Origin of the sequence: Quadrisphaera sp. RL12-1S, from assembly GCF_014270065.1 — a bacterium.
In the GTDB taxonomy this organism is placed as follows: Bacteria; Actinomycetota; Actinomycetes; order Actinomycetales; family Quadrisphaeraceae; genus Quadrisphaera.
The window spans coordinates 141,706-159,357 of the sequence record NZ_JACNME010000004.1; the positions used below are offsets into that span (position 1 = coordinate 141,706).

General features: G+C 74.8%; 17 protein-coding genes and 1 pseudogene. 6 read left to right on the top strand and 12 right to left on the bottom strand.

Annotation, left to right across the window (positions count from 1 at the left end; all coding sequences use genetic code 11):
* Positions 1-53: 53 nt before the first annotated feature.
* The 6 genes from efeB to H7K62_RS09255 all read right to left on the bottom strand — a co-directional run bounded on the left by efeB (position 54) and on the right by H7K62_RS09255 (position 6,255).
* A complete protein-coding gene (gene efeB, locus H7K62_RS09230; protein ID WP_186717663.1) occupies positions 54-1,304 on the bottom strand; it encodes an iron uptake transporter deferrochelatase/peroxidase subunit in 1,251 nt (416 codons plus the stop codon).
* Complete coding sequence (efeO, locus tag H7K62_RS09235) at positions 1,304-2,482, bottom strand: iron uptake system protein EfeO (protein WP_222437323.1); 1,179 nt, start codon at positions 2,480-2,482, stop codon at positions 1,304-1,306. The genes efeB and efeO overlap by 1 nt, the downstream gene beginning before the upstream one ends.
* Positions 2,483-2,545: 63 nt before the next feature.
* On the bottom strand, positions 2,546-3,418 hold the full coding sequence (gene efeU, locus H7K62_RS09240; RefSeq protein ID WP_186717664.1) for an iron uptake transporter permease EfeU: 873 nt from the start codon (positions 3,416-3,418) through the stop codon (positions 2,546-2,548).
* A gap of 158 nt (positions 3,419-3,576) precedes the next feature.
* Positions 3,577-4,863: an HRDC domain-containing protein gene (locus H7K62_RS09245; RefSeq protein ID WP_186717665.1), complete on the bottom strand. Its 1,287-nt coding sequence runs from the start codon at positions 4,861-4,863 to the stop codon at positions 3,577-3,579.
* A gap of 42 nt (positions 4,864-4,905) precedes the next feature.
* Entirely contained in the window at positions 4,906-5,523 is a 618-nt protein-coding gene (locus H7K62_RS09250) for a response regulator transcription factor (protein ID WP_222437324.1), read from the bottom strand.
* 129 nt (positions 5,524-5,652) lie between these two features.
* Positions 5,653-6,255, bottom strand: coding sequence for a DUF3000 family protein (locus H7K62_RS09255; protein ID WP_186717666.1), 603 nt, complete (start codon positions 6,253-6,255; stop codon positions 5,653-5,655).
* A 68-nt stretch (positions 6,256-6,323) separates the two neighbouring features.
* Here H7K62_RS09255 and hemE point away from each other — a divergent pair, with 68 nt between their 5' ends.
* The 4 genes from hemE to H7K62_RS09275 all read left to right on the top strand — a co-directional run bounded on the left by hemE (position 6,324) and on the right by H7K62_RS09275 (position 10,112).
* Entirely contained in the window at positions 6,324-7,409 is a 1,086-nt protein-coding gene (hemE, locus tag H7K62_RS09260; protein WP_186717667.1) for a uroporphyrinogen decarboxylase, read from the top strand.
* Entirely contained in the window at positions 7,406-8,953 is a 1,548-nt protein-coding gene (gene hemG / locus H7K62_RS09265; protein WP_186717668.1) for a protoporphyrinogen oxidase, read from the top strand. Before hemE ends, hemG begins: the two co-directional genes overlap by 4 nt.
* Before the next feature lie 137 nt (positions 8,954-9,090).
* A complete protein-coding gene (hemQ, locus tag H7K62_RS09270) occupies positions 9,091-9,777 on the top strand; it encodes a hydrogen peroxide-dependent heme synthase (protein ID WP_370591712.1) in 687 nt (228 codons plus the stop codon).
* A gap of 47 nt (positions 9,778-9,824) precedes the next feature.
* Entirely contained in the window at positions 9,825-10,112 is a 288-nt protein-coding gene (locus H7K62_RS09275; protein ID WP_370591713.1) for a 2'-5' RNA ligase family protein, read from the top strand.
* Between the two features lie 80 nt (positions 10,113-10,192).
* On the opposite strand, the gene H7K62_RS09280 is transcribed toward H7K62_RS09275, so the two are convergent.
* A complete protein-coding gene (locus tag H7K62_RS09280; protein WP_186717671.1) occupies positions 10,193-10,678 on the bottom strand; it encodes a GNAT family N-acetyltransferase in 486 nt (161 codons plus the stop codon).
* Positions 10,679-11,011: 333 nt separating this feature from the next.
* Here H7K62_RS09280 and H7K62_RS09285 point away from each other — a divergent pair, with 333 nt between their 5' ends.
* Positions 11,012-12,316, top strand: coding sequence for an APC family permease (locus H7K62_RS09285; RefSeq protein ID WP_186717672.1), 1,305 nt, complete (start codon positions 11,012-11,014; stop codon positions 12,314-12,316).
* Here the strand turns inward: H7K62_RS09285 and msrB are convergent.
* The 4 genes and pseudogenes from msrB to H7K62_RS09305 form a co-directional block, all read right to left on the bottom strand.
* Positions 12,282-12,710, bottom strand: coding sequence for a peptide-methionine (R)-S-oxide reductase MsrB (msrB, locus tag H7K62_RS09290; protein WP_186717673.1), 429 nt, complete (start codon positions 12,708-12,710; stop codon positions 12,282-12,284). The genes H7K62_RS09285 and msrB overlap by 35 nt on opposite strands.
* Before the next feature lie 48 nt (positions 12,711-12,758).
* Complete coding sequence (locus tag H7K62_RS09295; RefSeq protein WP_222437325.1) at positions 12,759-13,259, bottom strand: hypothetical protein; 501 nt, start codon at positions 13,257-13,259, stop codon at positions 12,759-12,761.
* A 10-nt stretch (positions 13,260-13,269) separates the two neighbouring features.
* The gene (locus H7K62_RS09300; RefSeq protein ID WP_186717953.1) at positions 13,270-14,319 is read right to left on the bottom strand and encodes an ATP-dependent DNA ligase; all 1,050 of its coding nucleotides are present in this window, start codon (positions 14,317-14,319) and stop codon (positions 13,270-13,272) included.
* A gap of 128 nt (positions 14,320-14,447) precedes the next feature.
* A pseudogene (locus H7K62_RS09305) lies at positions 14,448-14,928 on the bottom strand (transposase); the annotation flags it as partial.
* On the opposite strand from H7K62_RS09305, the gene H7K62_RS22335 reads away from it, so the two are divergent.
* Positions 14,863-15,141 carry a hypothetical protein gene (locus H7K62_RS22335; protein ID WP_255480108.1) on the top strand — a complete coding sequence of 93 codons (279 nt, stop codon included), beginning with the start codon at positions 14,863-14,865 and terminating at the stop codon, positions 15,139-15,141. The pseudogene H7K62_RS09305 and the gene H7K62_RS22335 sit on opposite strands and share 66 nt — an antisense overlap.
* Before the next feature lie 78 nt (positions 15,142-15,219).
* Here the strand turns inward: H7K62_RS22335 and H7K62_RS09310 are convergent, their stop codons facing one another.
* The gene (locus H7K62_RS09310) at positions 15,220-17,430 is read right to left on the bottom strand and encodes a putative bifunctional diguanylate cyclase/phosphodiesterase (protein WP_186717675.1); all 2,211 of its coding nucleotides are present in this window, start codon (positions 17,428-17,430) and stop codon (positions 15,220-15,222) included.
* Positions 17,431-17,652 lie beyond the last annotated feature (222 nt).

The following is a 17,652-nucleotide window of genomic DNA, read 5'->3' on the forward strand; positions in this document are numbered from 1 at the left end:
TGACCGGCGGATGTGGCGCGTAGGCGCTTGATCGTCGAGGAGGGGTGGGTGGGTCAGGCGCCGAGGAGCTGCTGGCCGAGGTAGCCGCCCTGCGGCACCCCGGGGAAGACGGCCCAGACGCCGGACGCCGTGTGCTCCAGGTACTCCGAGAGCGCGTCCTGGCGGGCCAGCGCCGTCTGGATCGGGATGAACGCCTTGCGCACGTCCCGCTGGTAGGCCAGGAAGAACAGCCCCGCGTCGAGGTGGCCGAGCCCGTCGGTGCCGTCGGTGAAGTTGTAGCCGCGGCGCAGCATCTGCGCGCCGCCGTTCATGGACGGGTGCGCCAGCCGCACGTGGGAGGACGCCGGGAGGGTCCGCGCGTCGAAGGCGTCGTGCTCGCCGGCGTGCCCGAGCGGGGCGCCGGCGGCCTTGGTGCGGCCGATGACCTGCTCCTGCTCGGTCAGCGACGTGCGGTCCCAGGTCTCGATGTGCATCCGGATCCGCCGCGCCACGAGGTAGGAGCCACCTGCCACCCAGGCGGCAGCGCCGGTCTCGTCGCCGGGCTGCACCCACACCTGCTCGTCGAGCGTCTTCGCGTCCGAGGCGGGCGGGTTGGCGGTGCCGTCCTTGAAGCCGAAGAGGTTGCGCGGCGTCGGGGCGCTCGGGTCGACCGTCGCGGCCCGTCCGTACCCGAGCTGCGCCCACCGGACGGCGGCGCGCCCGGCGGCGATGCGGGTGAGCGTGCGGATGGCGTGCACGGCCACCTGCGGGTCGTCGGCGCAGGCCTGCACGCACAGATCACCGTCGGAGCGCTCCGGCACCAGCGCGTCGGCGGGGAACGCGGGCAGGTCCACCAGCGCGGCCGGACGCGCACCCGCCAGCCCGAACCTGCCGTCGAACAGCGACGGCCCGGCGCCCACGGTCAGGGTGAGCCGGTTGGCGTGCAGGTCCACGGCCTCACCGGTGTCCGACGGCGGGGCCAGCGGCTTCCCACCGGTCGCTCCGCCCTCGCCGACCTCCTTGCCGGCGGTCAGCGCCACCGCGGCGGTGGTCCAGTCCTGCAGGAGCGAGACCAGCTCGTCGCGGGAGGTGGCGGTGACGTCGAAGGCGGCGAAGTGCAGGTTGGCCTGCACGTCCGTGGCGATGCCGGCCTGGTGCTCGCCGTGGAACGGCACCACCGCCGACGCCTCGGCACCGCCGGACGGCCCCGAGGACGACGCGCGCCCGGACGCCTCGGCCGCCACCACGCCCGCGCCCACGAGCCCGGCACCGACGGCGCCCGACCCGAGGGCGGCGAGCAGGCCGCGGCGCGAGACGGCGGCCATCAGGCCTGGCCCGCGGCCGCGGCACCCAGCTGCGACAGCGGCTCGGAGAGGGCGTCGACCACCCGGGCCAGCTCGCGGCGCTGGTCGGCCGTCACGGTGTCGTAGGAGACGTACCCGCCCGGGACCTCCGCGTCGGCGTAGGGCGCCAGCGCCGCCTGCACCGCGGCGAACTGCGTGGTCAGCTCCGTGACGAGCTTCGGGTCGTTGGCCTGCACCACCGGCGTGAGCACCTCGAAGGCCTTCTGGGCGCCGTCGACGTTGCCCTTGAAGTCGACGAGGTCGGTGTGGCTGAACGCCTCCTCCTCGCCGGTGATCTTGCCGGTGGCCACCTCGTCGAGCAGCTCCTTGGCGCCGTTGCCGATGGAGGTGGGCGTGATGGCCGCGTTCGGCACCCGCTGGGACAGCTCCTTGACGTCGGCCAGCAGCTGGTCGGCCACGGGGACGACGGTCGCGAGGTCCTCGCCGGTCCAGAGCGCCTTCTCCAGGCGGTGCCAGCCGGTGAACTGCTGGCCCGCCTCGAGGTCGGCCTCGCGGACGTCCATGCGCGGGTCGAGGTCGCCGAAGCTCTCCGCCACCGGCTCCACCGACTCCCACCCGACGCGCGAGGGCGCGTACAGCGACTGCGCCTTCGCGCGGTCGCCGGAGGCGATGGCGTCGCGCAGCTGCTGCACCAGGGGCACGGTCGCGTCGGCCTGCTGCTGCACGTAGGAGCGGTAGGCGTCGACGGCGGTCTGCTCGGCGGCGGTGAGCTGGGAGGTGCCGCCGGTCACGGCGATGGCTTGCCGGATGCCGTCGCCGACCATGCCGGGCTTGCACGCCACCTGGTACTTCCCCTCCGTGAGGTCCACGGTGAGGTCGTAGCTGGTGCCGGGCCCGATGTTCTCCTTCTCGGTGACGATGCGGTCGCCGTCGTAGACGTAGACCTCCGTCACCTGGCTGCCCGTGTTGGTGATGGAGAACGTGGTGACACCGCCGGGCAGGTCGGTCTTCGCCACCTGGCAGGCGCTGTCGGAGGCGTTGATGGCCACCGACGCCGCGGCTGCGTCGGAGGCACCCGCGGAGGCGGCCGCCGACGACGACGACGAGGGCGCGTCCACGAGGGCCCCGCACGAGCTCAGGGACAGCGCGGCGAGGGAGGCCAGGGGCAGGACGACGAGGGCGCGGGCGCGCGAGGGCACGGGAGCTCCAGGTGTTCGGGTGGCCGGCCGGCCGGCCGTGGTCGCGGTCGGCGAGCGGGGTGGTCAGGCGGCGTGGGCGTCCGAGCGGACGGCGCGCAGCCGCGGCGCCTCCGAGGAGGAGGCCGCGGGCGCCGCCGGGCGGCGCTGGGGACGCAGGTACAGAGCGAGGACGGGCACCACGTACGCGGTCCACGCGATCGCCTGCGCCCACGTGGTGGCCGGGGAGAAGTTGAGGACGCCCTTGAGCAACTCGCCGTACCAGCTCGACGGCGGCACCTGGGCGCTGACGTCGAAGGCGAGGCTGTGCAGGCCGGGCAGGACGCCGGCCTCCTGCAGGTCGTGGACGCCGTAGGCGAGCACCCCGCCGGCCACGACGACGAGCGCCGCGCCGGTCCAGGTGAAGAACCGGCGCAGGTCGAGCTTCACGGTCTGGCGGTACAGCGCCCAGCCCAGGACCACGGCGACGGCGAGGCCGAGCACCGCGCCGACCAGCGGCTGCCACGTCTGACCGGTGGCCTGGCCGGCGGCGTAGACGAAGAAGACCGTCTCCAGGCCCTCGCGCCCGACGGCGAGGAACGCGGTCAGCCCCACGGCGAAGGCGCTGACGCCGACGGCCGCGCGCATCTTGTCCGTGAGGTGGGAGGCCAGGGAGCGCCCGGCCCGACGCATCCAGAAGACCATCCACGTGACGAAGGCGACAGCGACGATCGACAGGGTTCCGCCGAGCAGCTCCTGCGCCTCGAAGGTGAGGGCCTTGGCGGCCACGGCCAGTGCCACGGCGATCGCGACCGGCAGGGCGACGGCCACGGCCACGCCCCAGCGCACCGCGCCGAGGCGGTCGCGACGGCCGGTCTTCACCAGGAACGCCACGAGGATGGAGACCATGATCGTGGCCTCGAGCCCCTCGCGGAGGCCGATCAGGAAGTTGGCGATCACACCGGGTCCTTCGAGCTCGCCGGGCGCGACGCCGTGGTCGGCGCCGTGTGAGGCGAGCCTAACCTCATGCCGATCGTGGTGTCGGTCAAGAGCAGGTAAAGGATCTGCGACGCCGCCGTGCGCCTCGTCACAGGCGCCCCCGTCGGCGGACCGCGGGATCAGCCGGCGAGGGCGCGGGCCAGCAGCTCCGCCGTGAGCTCCCGCTGCCAGGGGCGTGCGCCGGCGGTGGCCAGCCAGGCGCTGACGCCCTCGGTGCCGGCGTCGGCCGGGGGCTCCCAGCACAGGCGGCGCACCGCGTCAGGGGACAGGAGGTTCTCCAGCGGCACGTCCACCTCCTCGGACAGCTCCGTCAGCGCGGCGCGGGCGCGGGTGAGGCGCTCGGCGGCCTCCGGGTCCCGGTCCTTCCAGGCCCGGGGCGGCGGCGGGCCGTCGGTGGGCAGGGAGTGCGGGGGCAGCTGGGACTCGGGGAGCGCGCGGGCGCGGTCGATGGCCTCCAGCCAGCGGGCGCCCAGGCGGCGGTTGGCCGGCCCGGAGAAGACGGGCAGCGCCGCCAGCTCGCGCGTGGAGGTGGGCATCGCCTGGGCGGCGGCCACCACCGCCCGGTCGGGCAGGACCCGCCCCGGCGCGGTGTCGCGCTTGCGGGCCAGCTCGTCACGGGAGAGCCACAGCTCGCGCACGGCCGCCAGCTGGCGGCGCTGGCGCACGGCGTGCAGCCCGGAGGTCCGCCGCCACGGGTCGGTGCGGGGAGGCGCCGGCGGGGCGTCGCGCACGGCGGCGAACTCCTGGCGGGCCCACTCGAGCTTGCCCTGGGCGGCGAGGTCGGCGGCGAGCGCGTCGCGGAGGTCCACCAGCAGCTCCACGTCGAGCGCGGCGTACAGCAGCCACGGCTCGGGCAGGGGGCGGGCGGACCAGTCGACCGCGGAGTGCTCCTTGGCCAGGCGGACGCCCAGCAGCCGCTCGACCACGGCGCCCAGGCCGACGCGCTGGTACCCGGCCAGGCGCCCGCCCAGCTCGGTGTCGAACAGCTCACCGCCGGGGCGCAGCCCCACGCCCGCCAGGCAGGCCAGGTCCTGGTTGGCCGCGTGGAGCACCCACTCGGCGCTCCCGAGGGCCTCGCCCACGGCGGACAGGTCGGGCAGGGCGCGGGGGTCCACCAGCACCGTGCCGGCGCCCGCGCGGCGCAGCTGCACCAGCTGGGCGTCCTGCCCGTAGCGGTAGCCCGAGGCGCGCTCGGCGTCCACGGCCACCGGCCCGGTGCCCGCGGCCAGGGCGTCCACCGCGGCGGCCAGGGCCTCGGGGGTGTCCGTCAGCGGCGGCAGCCCGTCCGCGGGGGCGGCCAGCAGCGGCAGCTCGGGGGCTTCGGGCGCGGCGACGGCCCCGGGGACCTCAGGGGTCTCCGGGGCCGTGCCGTGTCCGGATGGGGTGCTGCTGGGCGATCTGCTCATGTCAGCCGCCCATTCTGCACCGCAGCGCCGACAGCGCTGACGTCAGGAGATGACGCCCGCACGCAGCGTGATGAGGACCATCTCGGCGCGGTCGCCGGTGCCGAGCTTGCGGGCGATGCGCGCCAGGTGGCTCTTCACCGTGAGCGCGGACAGGCCCAGCTCCTCGCCGACCTCGCGGTTGGAGCGGCCGTCGGCCACCAGCTGCAGCACCTCGACCTCGCGGGCAGACAGGGTGGACAGCCCGTCCGGAGAGGTCGGCACCAAGGGCGCCTCGGTGCCGCGCGCGGCGGTGGACAGGAAGCAGCGCACCCCCGAGGACAGCGCGGAGCGCACCGTCCACGGGTCCTCGGAGGTGGAGACCACCACGGCGCGGGTCCAGCCCGCGGCGCGCAGGTCGCGGGCCAGCGCCACGCCGGCGCCGTCCTGCAGGCCCGCCTCGATGACGCACAGGTCGCCCTGGTGGTGCACCGCGGCGCGGCGCGCCTCGGTGACCGAGCTGGCCGCGACCACGTCGCTGGCGCCGAGGGCGCGCAGCACCCGCACCGCCACCTCGCGCGCGGCGAGGTCCTGCACCGCCACGAGCGCGGTGGTGCGGCGTCCACGCGCCACGGCACCCGCGCGCGGGGCCCGAGCGAGTGCGCTCTCCGCCATGGTCGTCATCCCTGACCTCCTGCTCATGCACCCGGCCGGGTGCGTCCTGCAGGGGGTATCGGGCGTCCGAGGGGGTGCCTTGACACGTTCGGAGCAGGAGTTGTCCACCCTTCCGGCGGACGGCGCAGGGGGACGCGGTCAGCGGCGGGGGAGGCGCACCACGCCGTCGGGCAGCGGGGGCAGGCCCGCGGCCGCGCCGAGCAGCTGCGCCCACGCCAGCACGGCGTCCCCGACGGCCTCGGGCACCTCGGCCGGGCGCGGGCTGAACGACGCGCGCACCTCCAGCTCGCCGTCCACGGGCCGCGCCGCCAGCTGGCCGTAGGAGCGCGACGTCGAGGTGGTGACCGTCCCGCCCAGCGTGCGCACGGGCAGGCCGTGGTCCTCCAGGGCCTCCACCAGCCAGCTCCACGCCACGTCGGCCAGCAGCGGGTCGTCGGCGTCCTCGGTGGCGGGGGAGCAGCGCGCCAGCACCACCACCCGCCACGGGCCGTCCCACCCCTCCTGGCCGGCCGGGTCGTGCAGGAGCACGAAGCGGCCCTCGGCCACCTCGTCCCCGGACTCGTCGAGCACGTCGGCGGACAGCGCCAGCGAGTGCGGCGCCATCGACCGCGGCCCGGGGCCCTCCTCCACCACGATCTCGGGGCGCAGCGCGGTGGCCCGCACCTGCTGCACCGCCGCGGCGAAGGCCGGGGGAGCCGCCGCCTGGCCCCCGGGGCCGGGCCCTCCACCGCGCGCGTCCATGCGGGCATCCTTCCCCACCAGGTCCGCCACCAGCACCTCCGGCCCGCCGCAGCGGCGATGATGGGGAGGTGAGCACCCCCGTCGCCCCGCTCGTCGCCGCCTGCCGCCGGGAGCCGGTCGCGCGCACGCCGGTGTGGTTCATGCGGCAGGCCGGTCGCTCCCTGCCCGAGTACAAGAGGGTCCGCGAGGGGATCCCCATGCTCCAGGCCTGCACCACGCCCGACCTCGTCACCGAGATCACCCTGCAGCCGGTCCGCCGCTACGGCGTGGACGGGGCCGTCCTCTACTCCGACATCGTGCTGCCGCTCAAGGCCGCCGGCGTGGACCTCGACATCGTCCCCGGCACGGGACCCGTCGTCGCGAAGCCCGTCCGCACCGCCGCCGACGTCGACGCCCTCCCCGAGCTCCACCCCGACCAGCTCGAGCCCGTCGCCCAGGCGGTGCGCCAGCTGGTCGCCGAGCTGGACGGGCTGGGAGGGGTGCCGCTCATCGGCTTCGCGGGCGCCCCCTTCACCCTCGCCAGCTACCTCGTGGAGGGCGGTCCCAGCAAGGACCACGCCGCCACCAAGACCTTCATCCACACCGACCCCGGCCTGTGGCGAGCGCTCGCGGAGAAGCTGGCGCGCACCTCGGCGACGTTCCTGCAGGTGCAGGTGGAGAACGGCGCCCGGGTGGTGCAGCTGTTCGACTCCTGGGCCGGCGCGCTGTCCCTGGCCGACTACCGCGAGCACGCGATGCCCGCCTCGGCGTCGGTGCTGTCCGCGGTCGGCGCGCTGCGCGGGGCCGACGGCCTGCCCGTGCCGCGCATCCACTTCGGGGTGGGGACGGGGGAGCTGCTCGGAGCCATGGGGGAGGCCGGCGCGGACGTCGTCGGCGTCGACTACCGCGTGAGCCTGCGCGACGCCGCCGCCCGCGCCAGCGCCGACGGCACGCCCCGCGCGCTGCAGGGCAACCTCGACCCTGCCCTGCTCGGCGCCCCGCCGGCGGTGCTCGAGGCCGCCGTCGACGCGGTCCTGGACGACGCCGCCGCAGCCGTCGGCAGCCCGGCCGCCGGGGGGCACGTCTTCAACCTCGGCCACGGCGTGCCGCCCACCACGGACCCGGACGCGCTCCTGCGCGTGGTGGAGCGGGTGCACGAGCGCACCGCTCGATGAGCGCGCGGCCCCGCGTCGTCGTCGTCGGGGGAGGCGTCAGCGGGCTCGCCGCGGCCTGGGCCCTGGGCGCCGAGGACGTCGACGTCGTCCTCCTGGAGGCCTCCGCCCGCCTCGGCGGCCCGCTGCAGACCGCCGAGCTGGGGGGCGTGGTCCTGGACGTCGGGGCGGAGTCGCTGCTGGCGCGCCGCCCCGAGGCCGTCGACCTGGCCCGCGAGGTGGGCCTGGGCCGCGACCTGGTGCAGCCGGCCACCACGCGCGCCGCGGTGGTCCTGCGGGGGGAGCGCCACCCGGTGCCGCGCGGCACGGTCATGGGCGTCCCGGCGGACCCGTCGTCGATGGCCGGCCTGCTCACCGCCGCCGAGGTCGCCCGCGCCGCCGACGAGCGGCTCACGGGGCCGCTGGGGGAGGACGGCGACGTCGACGTCGCCTCCTTCGTCGCGGCCCGCCTCGGCAGCGCCGTGGTGGACGCCCTGGTGGAGCCGCTGCTGGGCGGGGTCTACGCGGGGCGCGCATCGGGGCTGTCGATGCGGTCGGTGCTGCCCGCGCTGTGGCCCGCCGCGCGCGACGGCGCCCCCCTGCTGGAAGCGGTGCGCGCCGCGGCGCGGGCCTCGCAGGCGGGGGCCGCCAGCGGCGGGGACAGCGGCGGGGGCAGCGGCGGGGGCGGCGGCGCGCAGGGCGCGGTGGGGCTGGTGGGCACCGCCGCCGGTGGCGGGGTGTTCGCCGGCGTCCGCGGCGGCGTCGGCCGCCTCCCGGCGGCGGTGGCCGCCGCGCTGACCGCCCGCGGCGCCGAGGTGCGCACGTCCGCGCGCGTGCGGCGGCTCCGCCGGGCCGATGGCGCCTGGCAGGTGGACGTCGAGGACCGCTGGACCGGCCTGCGCCGCGCCGAGCGCGCCGACGGCGTGGTGCTCGCGGTGCCGCCGCCCGCCGCCTCGGCCCTGCTGGCCGGCGAGGCCCCGGACGCGTCCGCGGCGATGGCGCAGGTGGACGACGCGGGGCTCGCGCTCGTGACGCTGCTGCTGCCCCCCGGCTCGCTCGACGCCCTGGTCGACGAGGACGGCCAGCCCCTGTCCGGGCTGCTCGTCCCGCCGTCCGAGGGGCGGCTGGTCAAGGCGGTGACCGCTTCCAGCCGCAAGTGGGCGTGGGTGGCGCAGGCGGCGGGGAAGGCCGCGGGGAAGGGCACCGAGGTGCTGCGGCTCTCCGTCGGGCGCCGCGGCGAGGGCGCCGTGCTGGCCCGGCCGGACGCGGAGCTGCTGGCCGCGGTGGTGGAGGACGGCAGCGGGCTCGTCGGCCACCGCCTGGAGCCGCTGGCGTCCCTGGTGACCCGGTGGCCGGCGGCGCTGCCCCAGCCCGACGTCGGGCACGCCGCGCGGGTCGCCGCGGTCCAGGCCGACGTGGCCTCGCTGCCGGGACTGGCCGTGGCGGGCGCCGCCGTCGACGGCGTCGGGGTGCCTGCCTGCATCGCGGCGGCCCGCCGGGCGGCGGCCGCGGTGGTGGCGGACCTCACGGCTGGCCGGCCGCCGGCCGGGGGGAGGATGGAGCCATGACGTCGCTGCAGCACTCACCGGCCTCCAGCGCCCCGGAGGCCGCCGTCACCACGGCCACCACCACCGCCACCGAGCTGCCGGACGGGCGCACCGCGCGGCAGGTCGCCGACGAGATCAACCAGACCATCCGATACACGATGTGGTCGGTCTTCGCCCTCGACCCGTCGGCGCACACCGGCGGCGGGCTCGGCGGAGAGGCCGACCGGACCGCGGCCACCTCCGAGGTGGAGGCGCTGCTGCGCTCCCTGGGCGCCGGCTCCGCCGAGGACGGCGGGCCGGACCTGGAGGTCCGCGGCTTCTACGACCTGTCGGGCATGCGCGCCGACGCCGACCTCATGGTCTGGTGGCACGCCTCCGACGTCGAGGTGGTCCAGGAGGCCTACCGCCGGCTGCGCCGCACGGCGCTGGGGCGCCTGCTGCGGCCGGTGTGGTCGAGCGTGGGCGTGCACCGCACCGCCGAGTTCAACAAGGGCCACGTGCCGGCGTTCATGGCCGGCGAGGCGCCCCGCAAGTACCTCAACCTCTACCCGTTCGTGCGCTCCTACGAGTGGTACCTGCTCCCCGAGGACCAGCGCCGCACCATGCTGCGCGACCACGGCCTGGCCGCCCGCCCCTACCCGGACGTGCGCGCCAACACCGTCTCCGCGTTCGCCCTCGGCGACTACGAGTGGCTGCTCGCCTTCGAGGCCGACGAGCTGCACCGCATCGTCGACCTCATGCGCGACCTGCGGAACACCGAGGCCCGCCGCCACGTCCGCGAGGAGCTGCCCTTCTTCACCGGCCGCCGCGTGGAGCTGCGCGAGCTGGTCGCCCTCCTCCCCTGACCGCCCGGCCGTGATCATGGGCGTTGTGCACACGACGGGCCGTGATCATGGTCGCTGAGCGCACCGACGAGGTGGACGACGACGACGTCGAGCGCGTGGTCGCGGTCGCTCGGACCCGCCTGGCGGCGCTCGCGCCCTTCGACGTCGAGCTGGGCCCGGCCGTCGTCCACGGCGGCGGGGTGCTGCTCCCCGCCTCGCCCGCCGCGCCGTTCGAGGAGCTGCTGCGCGAGCTGCGCGCCGCCGTCGCCGCTCCTGGGACGCCTCAGCGCTCGCCCGGCAGGTTCGCGGGGTGGAGCCCTCCACCGCACGCGTGCGCGTCAGCGAGGCGCAGCTGATCCGGCTCGGCCGCGACGAGCACGTCTACCGCTGAGACGCCTCCCACCGCGCGCCGCTGGGGCCCTCGGTGCCGGCGTGATCAGCGGGGAGCGCGGGTCATCGGCACGTGGGGGATGCCGTCCTCCAGGAAGCCCGGCCCGCTGACCTCGAAGCCCCACCGGGCGTACCAGCCCTCCAGGTGCGCCTGCGCGTCGAGCACCAGCGGCCGGTCGCCCTCGCGCGCGACCACGTCGTCGAGGAGCAGCCCGGCGAGGCCGTGTCCGCGCTCGCTCGGCGCCGTGACCACGCGGCCGACCCGGCGCGTGCCCTCAGGGTCGGCGTGCTCACCGGACCGGCCGGCCAGCACCCGCAGGTAGGCGCCCACCGCCGTGCCGCCCGGTCCGGCCACCCACAGGTGGTCGGCGTCGGGCTCGAGGTCGCGCCCGTCCAGCTCTGGGTAGGCGCACTCCTGCTCCACCACGAAGACGTCCACCCGCAGCCTCAGCACGGCGTAGGCGAGCGCGGGGTCGAGGTCGCGCCACGTGGAGCGGTGGACGGTCGGACGGCTCGGAGCAGCGTCGGTCACCCGCCCATCCTGCGGCACCCGCCCCACTAGCCTCGCCGGTGTGTCGGTGCACGAGGCGGTCGCGGGGTTCGCGCTGGTGGCGGCGCTGCTGACGCTGGTGCCCGGGCTCGACCTCCGGCGCCGGGGTGACCCTGTCTGCCCGCGCGCTCTCGACGACCGTGGACCGACCGCGGACCGACCGTGGACGCTGTGTCCCGGTACCAGGCCTCGTACCGGGACACAGCGTCCACGGTCGGAACGGGTCGCTCCGCGATGTGGCGCGGAGGCGCGTGATCGTCGAGAGGAGGGGGCGCGGGTCACGAGGTGTTCACCTGGCCCGGGCAGGGTCGGGCGGTGACCAGCACCACCTCCGGCTCGGCCAGCGCTCCTGGGCTGCGGCGCGACCTCGGCCTGCGCGACGCGGTGGTGGTCGGGCTGGGCGCCATGCTCGGCGCGGGCGTCTTCGGCGCCGTCGGCCCCGCCGCCGCGGCCGTCGGACCCTCGGCGCCTGGCCTGCTCGCCGCCCTCGCGCTCGCGGCCCTCGTCGCCACCGGCAACGCCACCTCCACCGCGCGCCTGGCCGGCCTGCACCCCCTCGCCGGCGGTGCCTACGCCTACGGCCGCCGCGAGCTGGGGCAGTGGTGGGGCTTCGCGGCCGGGTGGGCGTTCGTCGTCGGCAAGACCGCCAGCTGCGCCGCCATCGCCCTGGTGGCCGGCGCCGCGGTCTGGCCGCAGCACCCTGGCGTGCCCGCTGCCGTCGCGGTGGCCCTGTTCACCGCCCTCACGTGCGCGGGCGTGCAGCGCACGGCGCGCGTGACGGCGGTGCTCGTCGTCGTCGTCCTCGCGGTGCTGGTCATCACCCTCGTGGCGGCGTCCGGGGGCGGGCTCGACCTCGCCGCCCTCACCAGCGGTGGACCGGTCACCCCGCGGGGCGTGCTGCAGGCGGCGGGCCTGCTGTTCTTCGCCTTCGCCGGGTACGCGCGCATCGCCACGCTCGGCGAGGAGGTCCGCGACCCGGAGCGGACCATCGGCCGGGCCGTGGCGACCGCGCTGGCCGTGGTGCTCGTGGTCTACGCCGCCGTCGTCGTGGTGGTCCTCGGGGCGCTCGGGACGACGACGACCGCGTCCAGCGCTCTCCCGCTGCGCGACGCCGTGGCCGCCGGGCCCGCGCCGCAGCTCGCGGTGCTCGTGACCGCCGGGGCGGCTCTCGCGGCGCTCGGGTCCCTGCTCACCGTCATGACCGGAGTCGGCCGCACGGCGCTCGCCATGGCGCGCGACCGCGAGCTGCCGGCGCCGCTGGCCGCCATCAGCCCGCGCACCGGCGCGCCGGCGGTGGCGCAGCTGGTGGTCGGCGCCGTCGTCGTCGTGCTGGTGCTCACCACCGACCTGCGCGGCGCCATCGCCGCCAGCTCCACCGGGGTGCTCGTCTACTACGCCGTGGCCAACCTCGCGGCGTGGGCGCGCGCCAGCCGTGACCCGGGCCGGCGCGCGTGGGAGCGACCGGTTGCCGCGCTCGGGCTGCTCGGCTGCCTCGGGCTGGTGGTGGCGCTGCCGCCCGCCGCCGTGGCCGCCGGGCTGGCGGTGCTGGCGGCGGGCCTGGCCGGCCGGGCCCTGCTGCGGCGGGTCAGCCCTGCGCGCCGGCCTCGAGGTCGAGGCTGATGGAGTTGATGCAGTAGCGCTGGTCGGTGGGGGTGTCGAAGCCCTCGCCCTCGAAGACGTGGCCGAGGTGGGAGCCGCAGGAGGCGCAGCGCACCTCGGTGCGGACCATGCCGAGCGACCTGTCGGTGATGAGCTCCACCGCGTCGGACTCCGAGGGCGCGTAGAACGACGGCCACCCGCAGTTGGAGTGGAACTTGGTGGTGGAGCGGAACAGCTCCGCGCTGCACGCCTTGCAGCGGTAGACGCCCTCGGTCTCGGTGTCGGTGTACTCACCGACCCACGCGCGCTCCGTGCCGGCCTCGCGCAGCACGCGGTACTCGGCGGGGGAGAGCTGCTGGCGCCACTCGGTGTCGGACTTCGTGACGGGGTACTTGCCGGTGCTCTGCGTGGTCATGTCCCGTCCAACACCCGTCGCGGACGACGCGTTCCCGTGCGGACCGGGTCAGCCGACCTGGCCGGTGCCCGCGTACGTGTGCAGCACCGGCACGCCGAGCACCTCGCGGGCGCGGCTGGCCCAGTCGCGGTGGAACGTCTCCTCGACGGCGTGCGGCCGCGTGACCACCACCACCTCGCGCGCCCCGTGCTGCTGCACGGCGGCCTCCAGGGCGGGCACCGGGTCGTCGTCGGTGATGACGCCGTCGGCGTCGCGGCCCAGCGCCCGCAGCGCCGCGAGCGTGGTCGCCAGCACGGTGGCGGCCTCCGTGCGCGCCAGCTGCCCGTCGCGGTGGCTGCCCTCGCGCAGCGCCGCGGCGGCCTCGCGCCAGTGCGCCAGGCTGAGGGCGTCCACCACCTCGGTGAGCACGGACCGCTTCGTGTCCGCCGGCACGAGCACCCGGTAGACCAGCTGCTCGCCCTCGTGCAGCGCGAGGACCCGCTCCGCGTCAGGGCCCTCCACCGGCTGCTCGGTGAGGACGACGACGACGGGGGACCCGATCTCTGGCACGCCCCGGACGCTATCCGCCCGTCAGGACCTCCGCGAGGTCGTAGTCGGCCGGTACGTCGAGCTGGTCGAACCGACAGGAGGCCGGGTCCCGGTCCGGGCGCCAGCGCGCCAGCTGCACGGTGTGGCGGAACCTGTCGCCCTCCAGCTGGTCGTACCTCACCTCGGCGACCAGGTCGGGCTGCAGCGGGATCCAGCTGGCGTCCTTGTCGGCGGCGGCGAAGCGGTTCTTCTCCCCGGCCTGCCGGCGCGGGGCGCCGTCGGCGTCGCGCAGCACCAGCGGCTGCAGCTCCTGCTCGAGCTCCAGGCGCACCTTGTCGGTGAACGCGCTGGCCCCGCCCACCTGGCGCAGCTGGCCGTCGTCGTCGTGCAGGCCCAGCAGCAGGGAGCCCACGCCGGTGCCGGACTTGTGCACCCGGTAGCCGACGACGACGACGTCCGCCGTCCGCGCGTGCTTCACCTTGAGCATGACGCGCTTGCCGGGGGAGTAGGGGGCGGCGAGCGGCTTGGCCACCACGCCGTCCAGCCCGGCGCCCTCGAAGGTCTGCAGCCACTCCTGCGCGAGGGCGGCGTCGGTGGTGGTGCGGGTGAGGTGGACGGGCGCGGTGACCGTGCCGAGGGCCTGCTCGAGCGCGGCGCGCCGGTCGGAGAAGGGGCGGGCGGTGAGGTCGTCGTCGCCGACGGCCAGGAGGTCGAACGCCACGAACGAGGCGGGCGTGGCCTCGGACAGGGTCTTGATGCGGCTCGCGGCCGGGTGGATGCGCTGGGCGAGGGCCTCCCAGTCAAGGCGCTCGGCGCCGGGCTCGCCGCGGCGGACCACCACCTCGCCGTCCACCACGCACCGGTCGGGCAGCTGGGCGCGCAGGTGCTCGACCAGCTCCGGGAAGTACCGGGTGAGGGGCTTGGAGCCGCGGCTGCCGAGCTCGACCTCGTCGCCGTCCTTGAACACGATGCAGCGGAACCCGTCCCACTTCGGGTCAACTCTTACGTCGCCGCGTTCGAGCAGCTCAACGACCTTCTCCATGGTGGTGGCCTTGGCCAGCATGGGGGAGACCGGTGGCATGACGGGCAGCTTCACGGCGCCATCGTCTGCGGCTTGGGGTGCGGAAGCCAGGCAGATCCTCAAGAGGCGTTGTGTGTTGACCTGGTGGGAGCAGCCGAGCTGCTCGCCGGGGGGTCCCTATGGCGGCGTCAAGCCGCCAGGGCCACCTGCGATGTCGTCGGACTCGTCCTCGGCCGATAGGGCTGGTGGTCGCGCAGCATCGCGAACATGACGTCGATGTGGCGGCGGGCCAGGCAGATCAGAGCGGCGTTGTGGCGACGTCCCTCAGCGCGCTTGCGGTCGTAGTAGGCCCGGCTGGCGGGGTCTGACAATGGCCGCGAACGCGCATAGGAACAGCGCTGACTTCAACGCGTGGTGCCCGCGCTGGGAGTGGCTCTCACCCTTGATCGACGAGCCTGACCGGCGGGTCACCGGCGCCAGCCCGGCGTGGGAGGCCGGGGGCGCAGCGCTGGCGAAGGAGCTGCCGTCCACGACGATGGTGAGGATCTTGATGGCGGTTCTGACCCCAACGCCGGGCATCGAGGTCAGGACCTCGGAAAGAGGGTGGGCCTCCAGGCGCGCCTCGAGCTCGACGACCAGCGCCGCGCGTTCGTCGCGGACCTCGCGCAGCTGGGCAGCGACGCCGGTGATGACCCGCCCGAAGGCCAGCTGTGTGCATATCGAGGCCACGACGAGTGGGCCGCCGGGGATGGCCGCTACCTGTTCGAGGCGTCCATGGCCGCGCTGAACGGCACCAACATCACCGAGCTGCGGGCAAGCCTCACCACTGGCGACATCAGCATCGACATCAGCATCGACACCGGAGCTGCCATGACGGCATGATCCCCACCAGCTGACCCCGCACGGTGAAAATGAACTACACCGCTCCAGGGGACGTGAGCCGGGCGATCGCGACGAGGATCAGTCGTGGTGGCAGTGCTGAGCGGGAAGAGGATGCCGCGCTACAGGAGAGCTCGGAGATGGCAGTGACCCGTCACTTCCTGAGGCGCCCACCAAGAATGGTTGCAGTTCAGTGGCGGGAGCGGGTCGACCGTGGTGGTAGCCCTGGCTGATGTCGCACTTGAGATCGGCGAGCAGCGCAAGGGTCGCGGTGTCCTCGACCCCCTCGGCCACCACGCGCATTCCCAGCTCGTGCGCGAGCTCGATGGTGCTTCGCACGACGAGCGTCCCGGCGACGTCGCCAGAGGCGAGCCGCGCGACAAAAGACCGGTCGATCTTCACCTCGGAGAACGGCACGTTAAGCAAGAGTGCCAGCGAGGAGAAACCAGTTCCAAAGTCATCAATGCTGACGTGGACACCGACCTGGCGCAGTTCTCGCACCACCGCGGCTGCTCCGCGAAGGTCCTCCACCAGACTCGTCTCGGTGACTTCAAGGACGAGAAGGTGCGCGGGCAGCCCGTGCCCGACCAGGAGCTGCGCCACCTCTTCGACCAGGTCCGCTACAAGGTCTCGCGCAGTGAGGTTGACCGAGACCGGCACGGCATGACCCCGTGCATGCCACCGAGCTGCTTCGCGCACGGACTGCTGCAGCACCACGCGCGTCATACCGCTGGACAGGCCAGACTTCTCTGCCCATGCGACGAAAGCGTCGGGGTAGAGCAGGCCGCGGCGGGGGTGACGCCAGCGCACGAGCGCCTCCATTCCACAGGTGCGACCCGAAGCGATGTCGACCTGGGGTTGGAAGTGCATCTCAAGCTCGCCCTCTGTCAGCGCGCGCCGCCAGTCCTCTATACGCTCCAGCTGCTGGCGCTCCTCGGCGTCCAGTCCGTCGTGGTGGAGAACAACGCCCGACCGCTCCGACTTGGCGGCGTGGAGCGCGGACTCGGCTCGCCTGAGGAGATCCATCGCTTCAGCAGGTCCGTCGATAGCGGTGACGTGCTCCGTATCCCCTCCGGGGTTGTCGTAGTTGGCGAGCGCCACTCCAGCACTGGCAGACATGGTGAAGTGGCGTCCTTCGGAGTCAGTCAGCACCGCTACGGATTCACGCGTCGTCGCAACGGCGCGCAAGACCCGCTCGAGAGGGAGACGCGCTGTCACGATGGCGAAGGCGTCGCCCTCAACGCGGGCGAGCAGCGCCCCCTTCGGCGCGGCCCCCTTGAGGCTGTTGGCGGTCTGCCGCAGGTACTCGTCACCGGCTGAGTGCCCCAGCGCGTCGTTAACGCTCTTGAAGCGGTCCAGGTCGAGCAGCACGATGGCGACGCCGCGGTTGCCTCCCTCGACCAACGTGCTCAGGTGCGCTATGGCCGCCCGGCGGTTCGGCAGGCCCGTCAGGTCGTCGGTCAAGGCCGCCTCGTGGGAGTCCTGCAGCGCGATGAGCTCTCGGACGAGGAGTGCCACCTTGGTGACGAGCGCCAGGCCGGCGAGAAAGGCGAGTACTGCTGCCTCGCGAGGAACATCGATGAACCACCCCAGCACGGGAACCGCCATGACCATGGCGACAGACGGAACCGTGCTCAGTGCATCCTTCCAGCGTCCCAGGTCGACCTGCGGGGGCTGAACGCGCGGACGCAGGCAGCAGACCGCCGCGCAGCTGACGGCTGAACCCGCCCACAGCACGACCTCTACAGGCGGCAGCCAGTCCTGCCCGGTCGTGACACGGCCCAGCGCGAGCAGATGCGCCGCGAACAGCGGTGCATCCACCGCCAAGAGCGTCAGCGGTCGACGGTCCGCGCGTCGGCCGCACACACCCACCAGCAGTAGGGCGAAGTGCGTGCTCGCCGAACCGCAGGCCAGGAGCGTCAGCAGCAGCGCGCTCTGCAGTGCACCCATCGCTGTAGACGACTGCAGCCACTGCCCGAAGAACGTGACCAGGAGAGCCGATGCTGCGAGGACTCCCGCTGCACCCTCAGCCCACCACCCCGGCAGCTGGCGGGTGATGCGTTCCTGCAGCAGCTCGACGTGGACGACGAAAAGCAGGGCTTGCCCCGTGATGGCCGCTAGCAACGACCACGTGGTCAGCTGAGGCAGCACCACCGAGGGCAGGACCAGCAGGACTGCTGTCGCCAGGACGGGAATCGTCGCCGCCGAGGCCTGCGGGTGGTTCTCCGAGGTTCCCGTGACTCGTGCGAGCGCCCGTCGTCGGGAACGGGTCAAAGGCGGGGACAGTGCCACGCAGGCTCCACATCACGTTGGTATCCCGAAGTGCCACCGGGTGAGCAGCACGCACACCTTCGGCAAACCCGTGCGGCCAGGCCAACGTCCGTGCGGCACCATCAGCCATTTGATCATTACGCACAGGTGCAACTCGACCCGTTCGGTCGAGTGGGAGCGTGCCTCGCCAGGGTCACGTCCCCTGCAGTGATGTAGATCGTTCTCACCGTGCGGGGTCAGCTG

Coding starts and splice junctions, on each gene's coding strand:
- efeB (WP_186717663.1), bottom strand. CDS start 1,304: ATGGCCGCCGTCTCGCGCCGCGGCCTGCTCGCCGCCCTCGGGTCGGGC.
- H7K62_RS09245 (WP_186717665.1), bottom strand. CDS start 4,863: ATGAGCAGATCGCCCAGCAGCACCCCATCCGGACACGGCACGGCCCCG.
- H7K62_RS09250 (WP_222437324.1), bottom strand. CDS start 5,523: ATGACGACCATGGCGGAGAGCGCACTCGCTCGGGCCCCGCGCGCGGGT.
- H7K62_RS09255 (WP_186717666.1), bottom strand. CDS start 6,255: ATGGACGCGCGCGGTGGAGGGCCCGGCCCCGGGGGCCAGGCGGCGGCT.
- hemG (WP_186717668.1), top strand. CDS start 7,406: ATGAGCGCGCGGCCCCGCGTCGTCGTCGTCGGGGGAGGCGTCAGCGGG.
- hemQ (WP_370591712.1), top strand. CDS start 9,091: ATGTGGTCGGTCTTCGCCCTCGACCCGTCGGCGCACACCGGCGGCGGG.
- H7K62_RS09275 (WP_370591713.1), top strand. CDS start 9,825: ATGGTCGCTGAGCGCACCGACGAGGTGGACGACGACGACGTCGAGCGC.
- msrB (WP_186717673.1), bottom strand. CDS start 12,710: ATGACCACGCAGAGCACCGGCAAGTACCCCGTCACGAAGTCCGACACC.
- H7K62_RS09300 (WP_186717953.1), bottom strand. CDS start 14,319: ATGCCACCGGTCTCCCCCATGCTGGCCAAGGCCACCACCATGGAGAAG.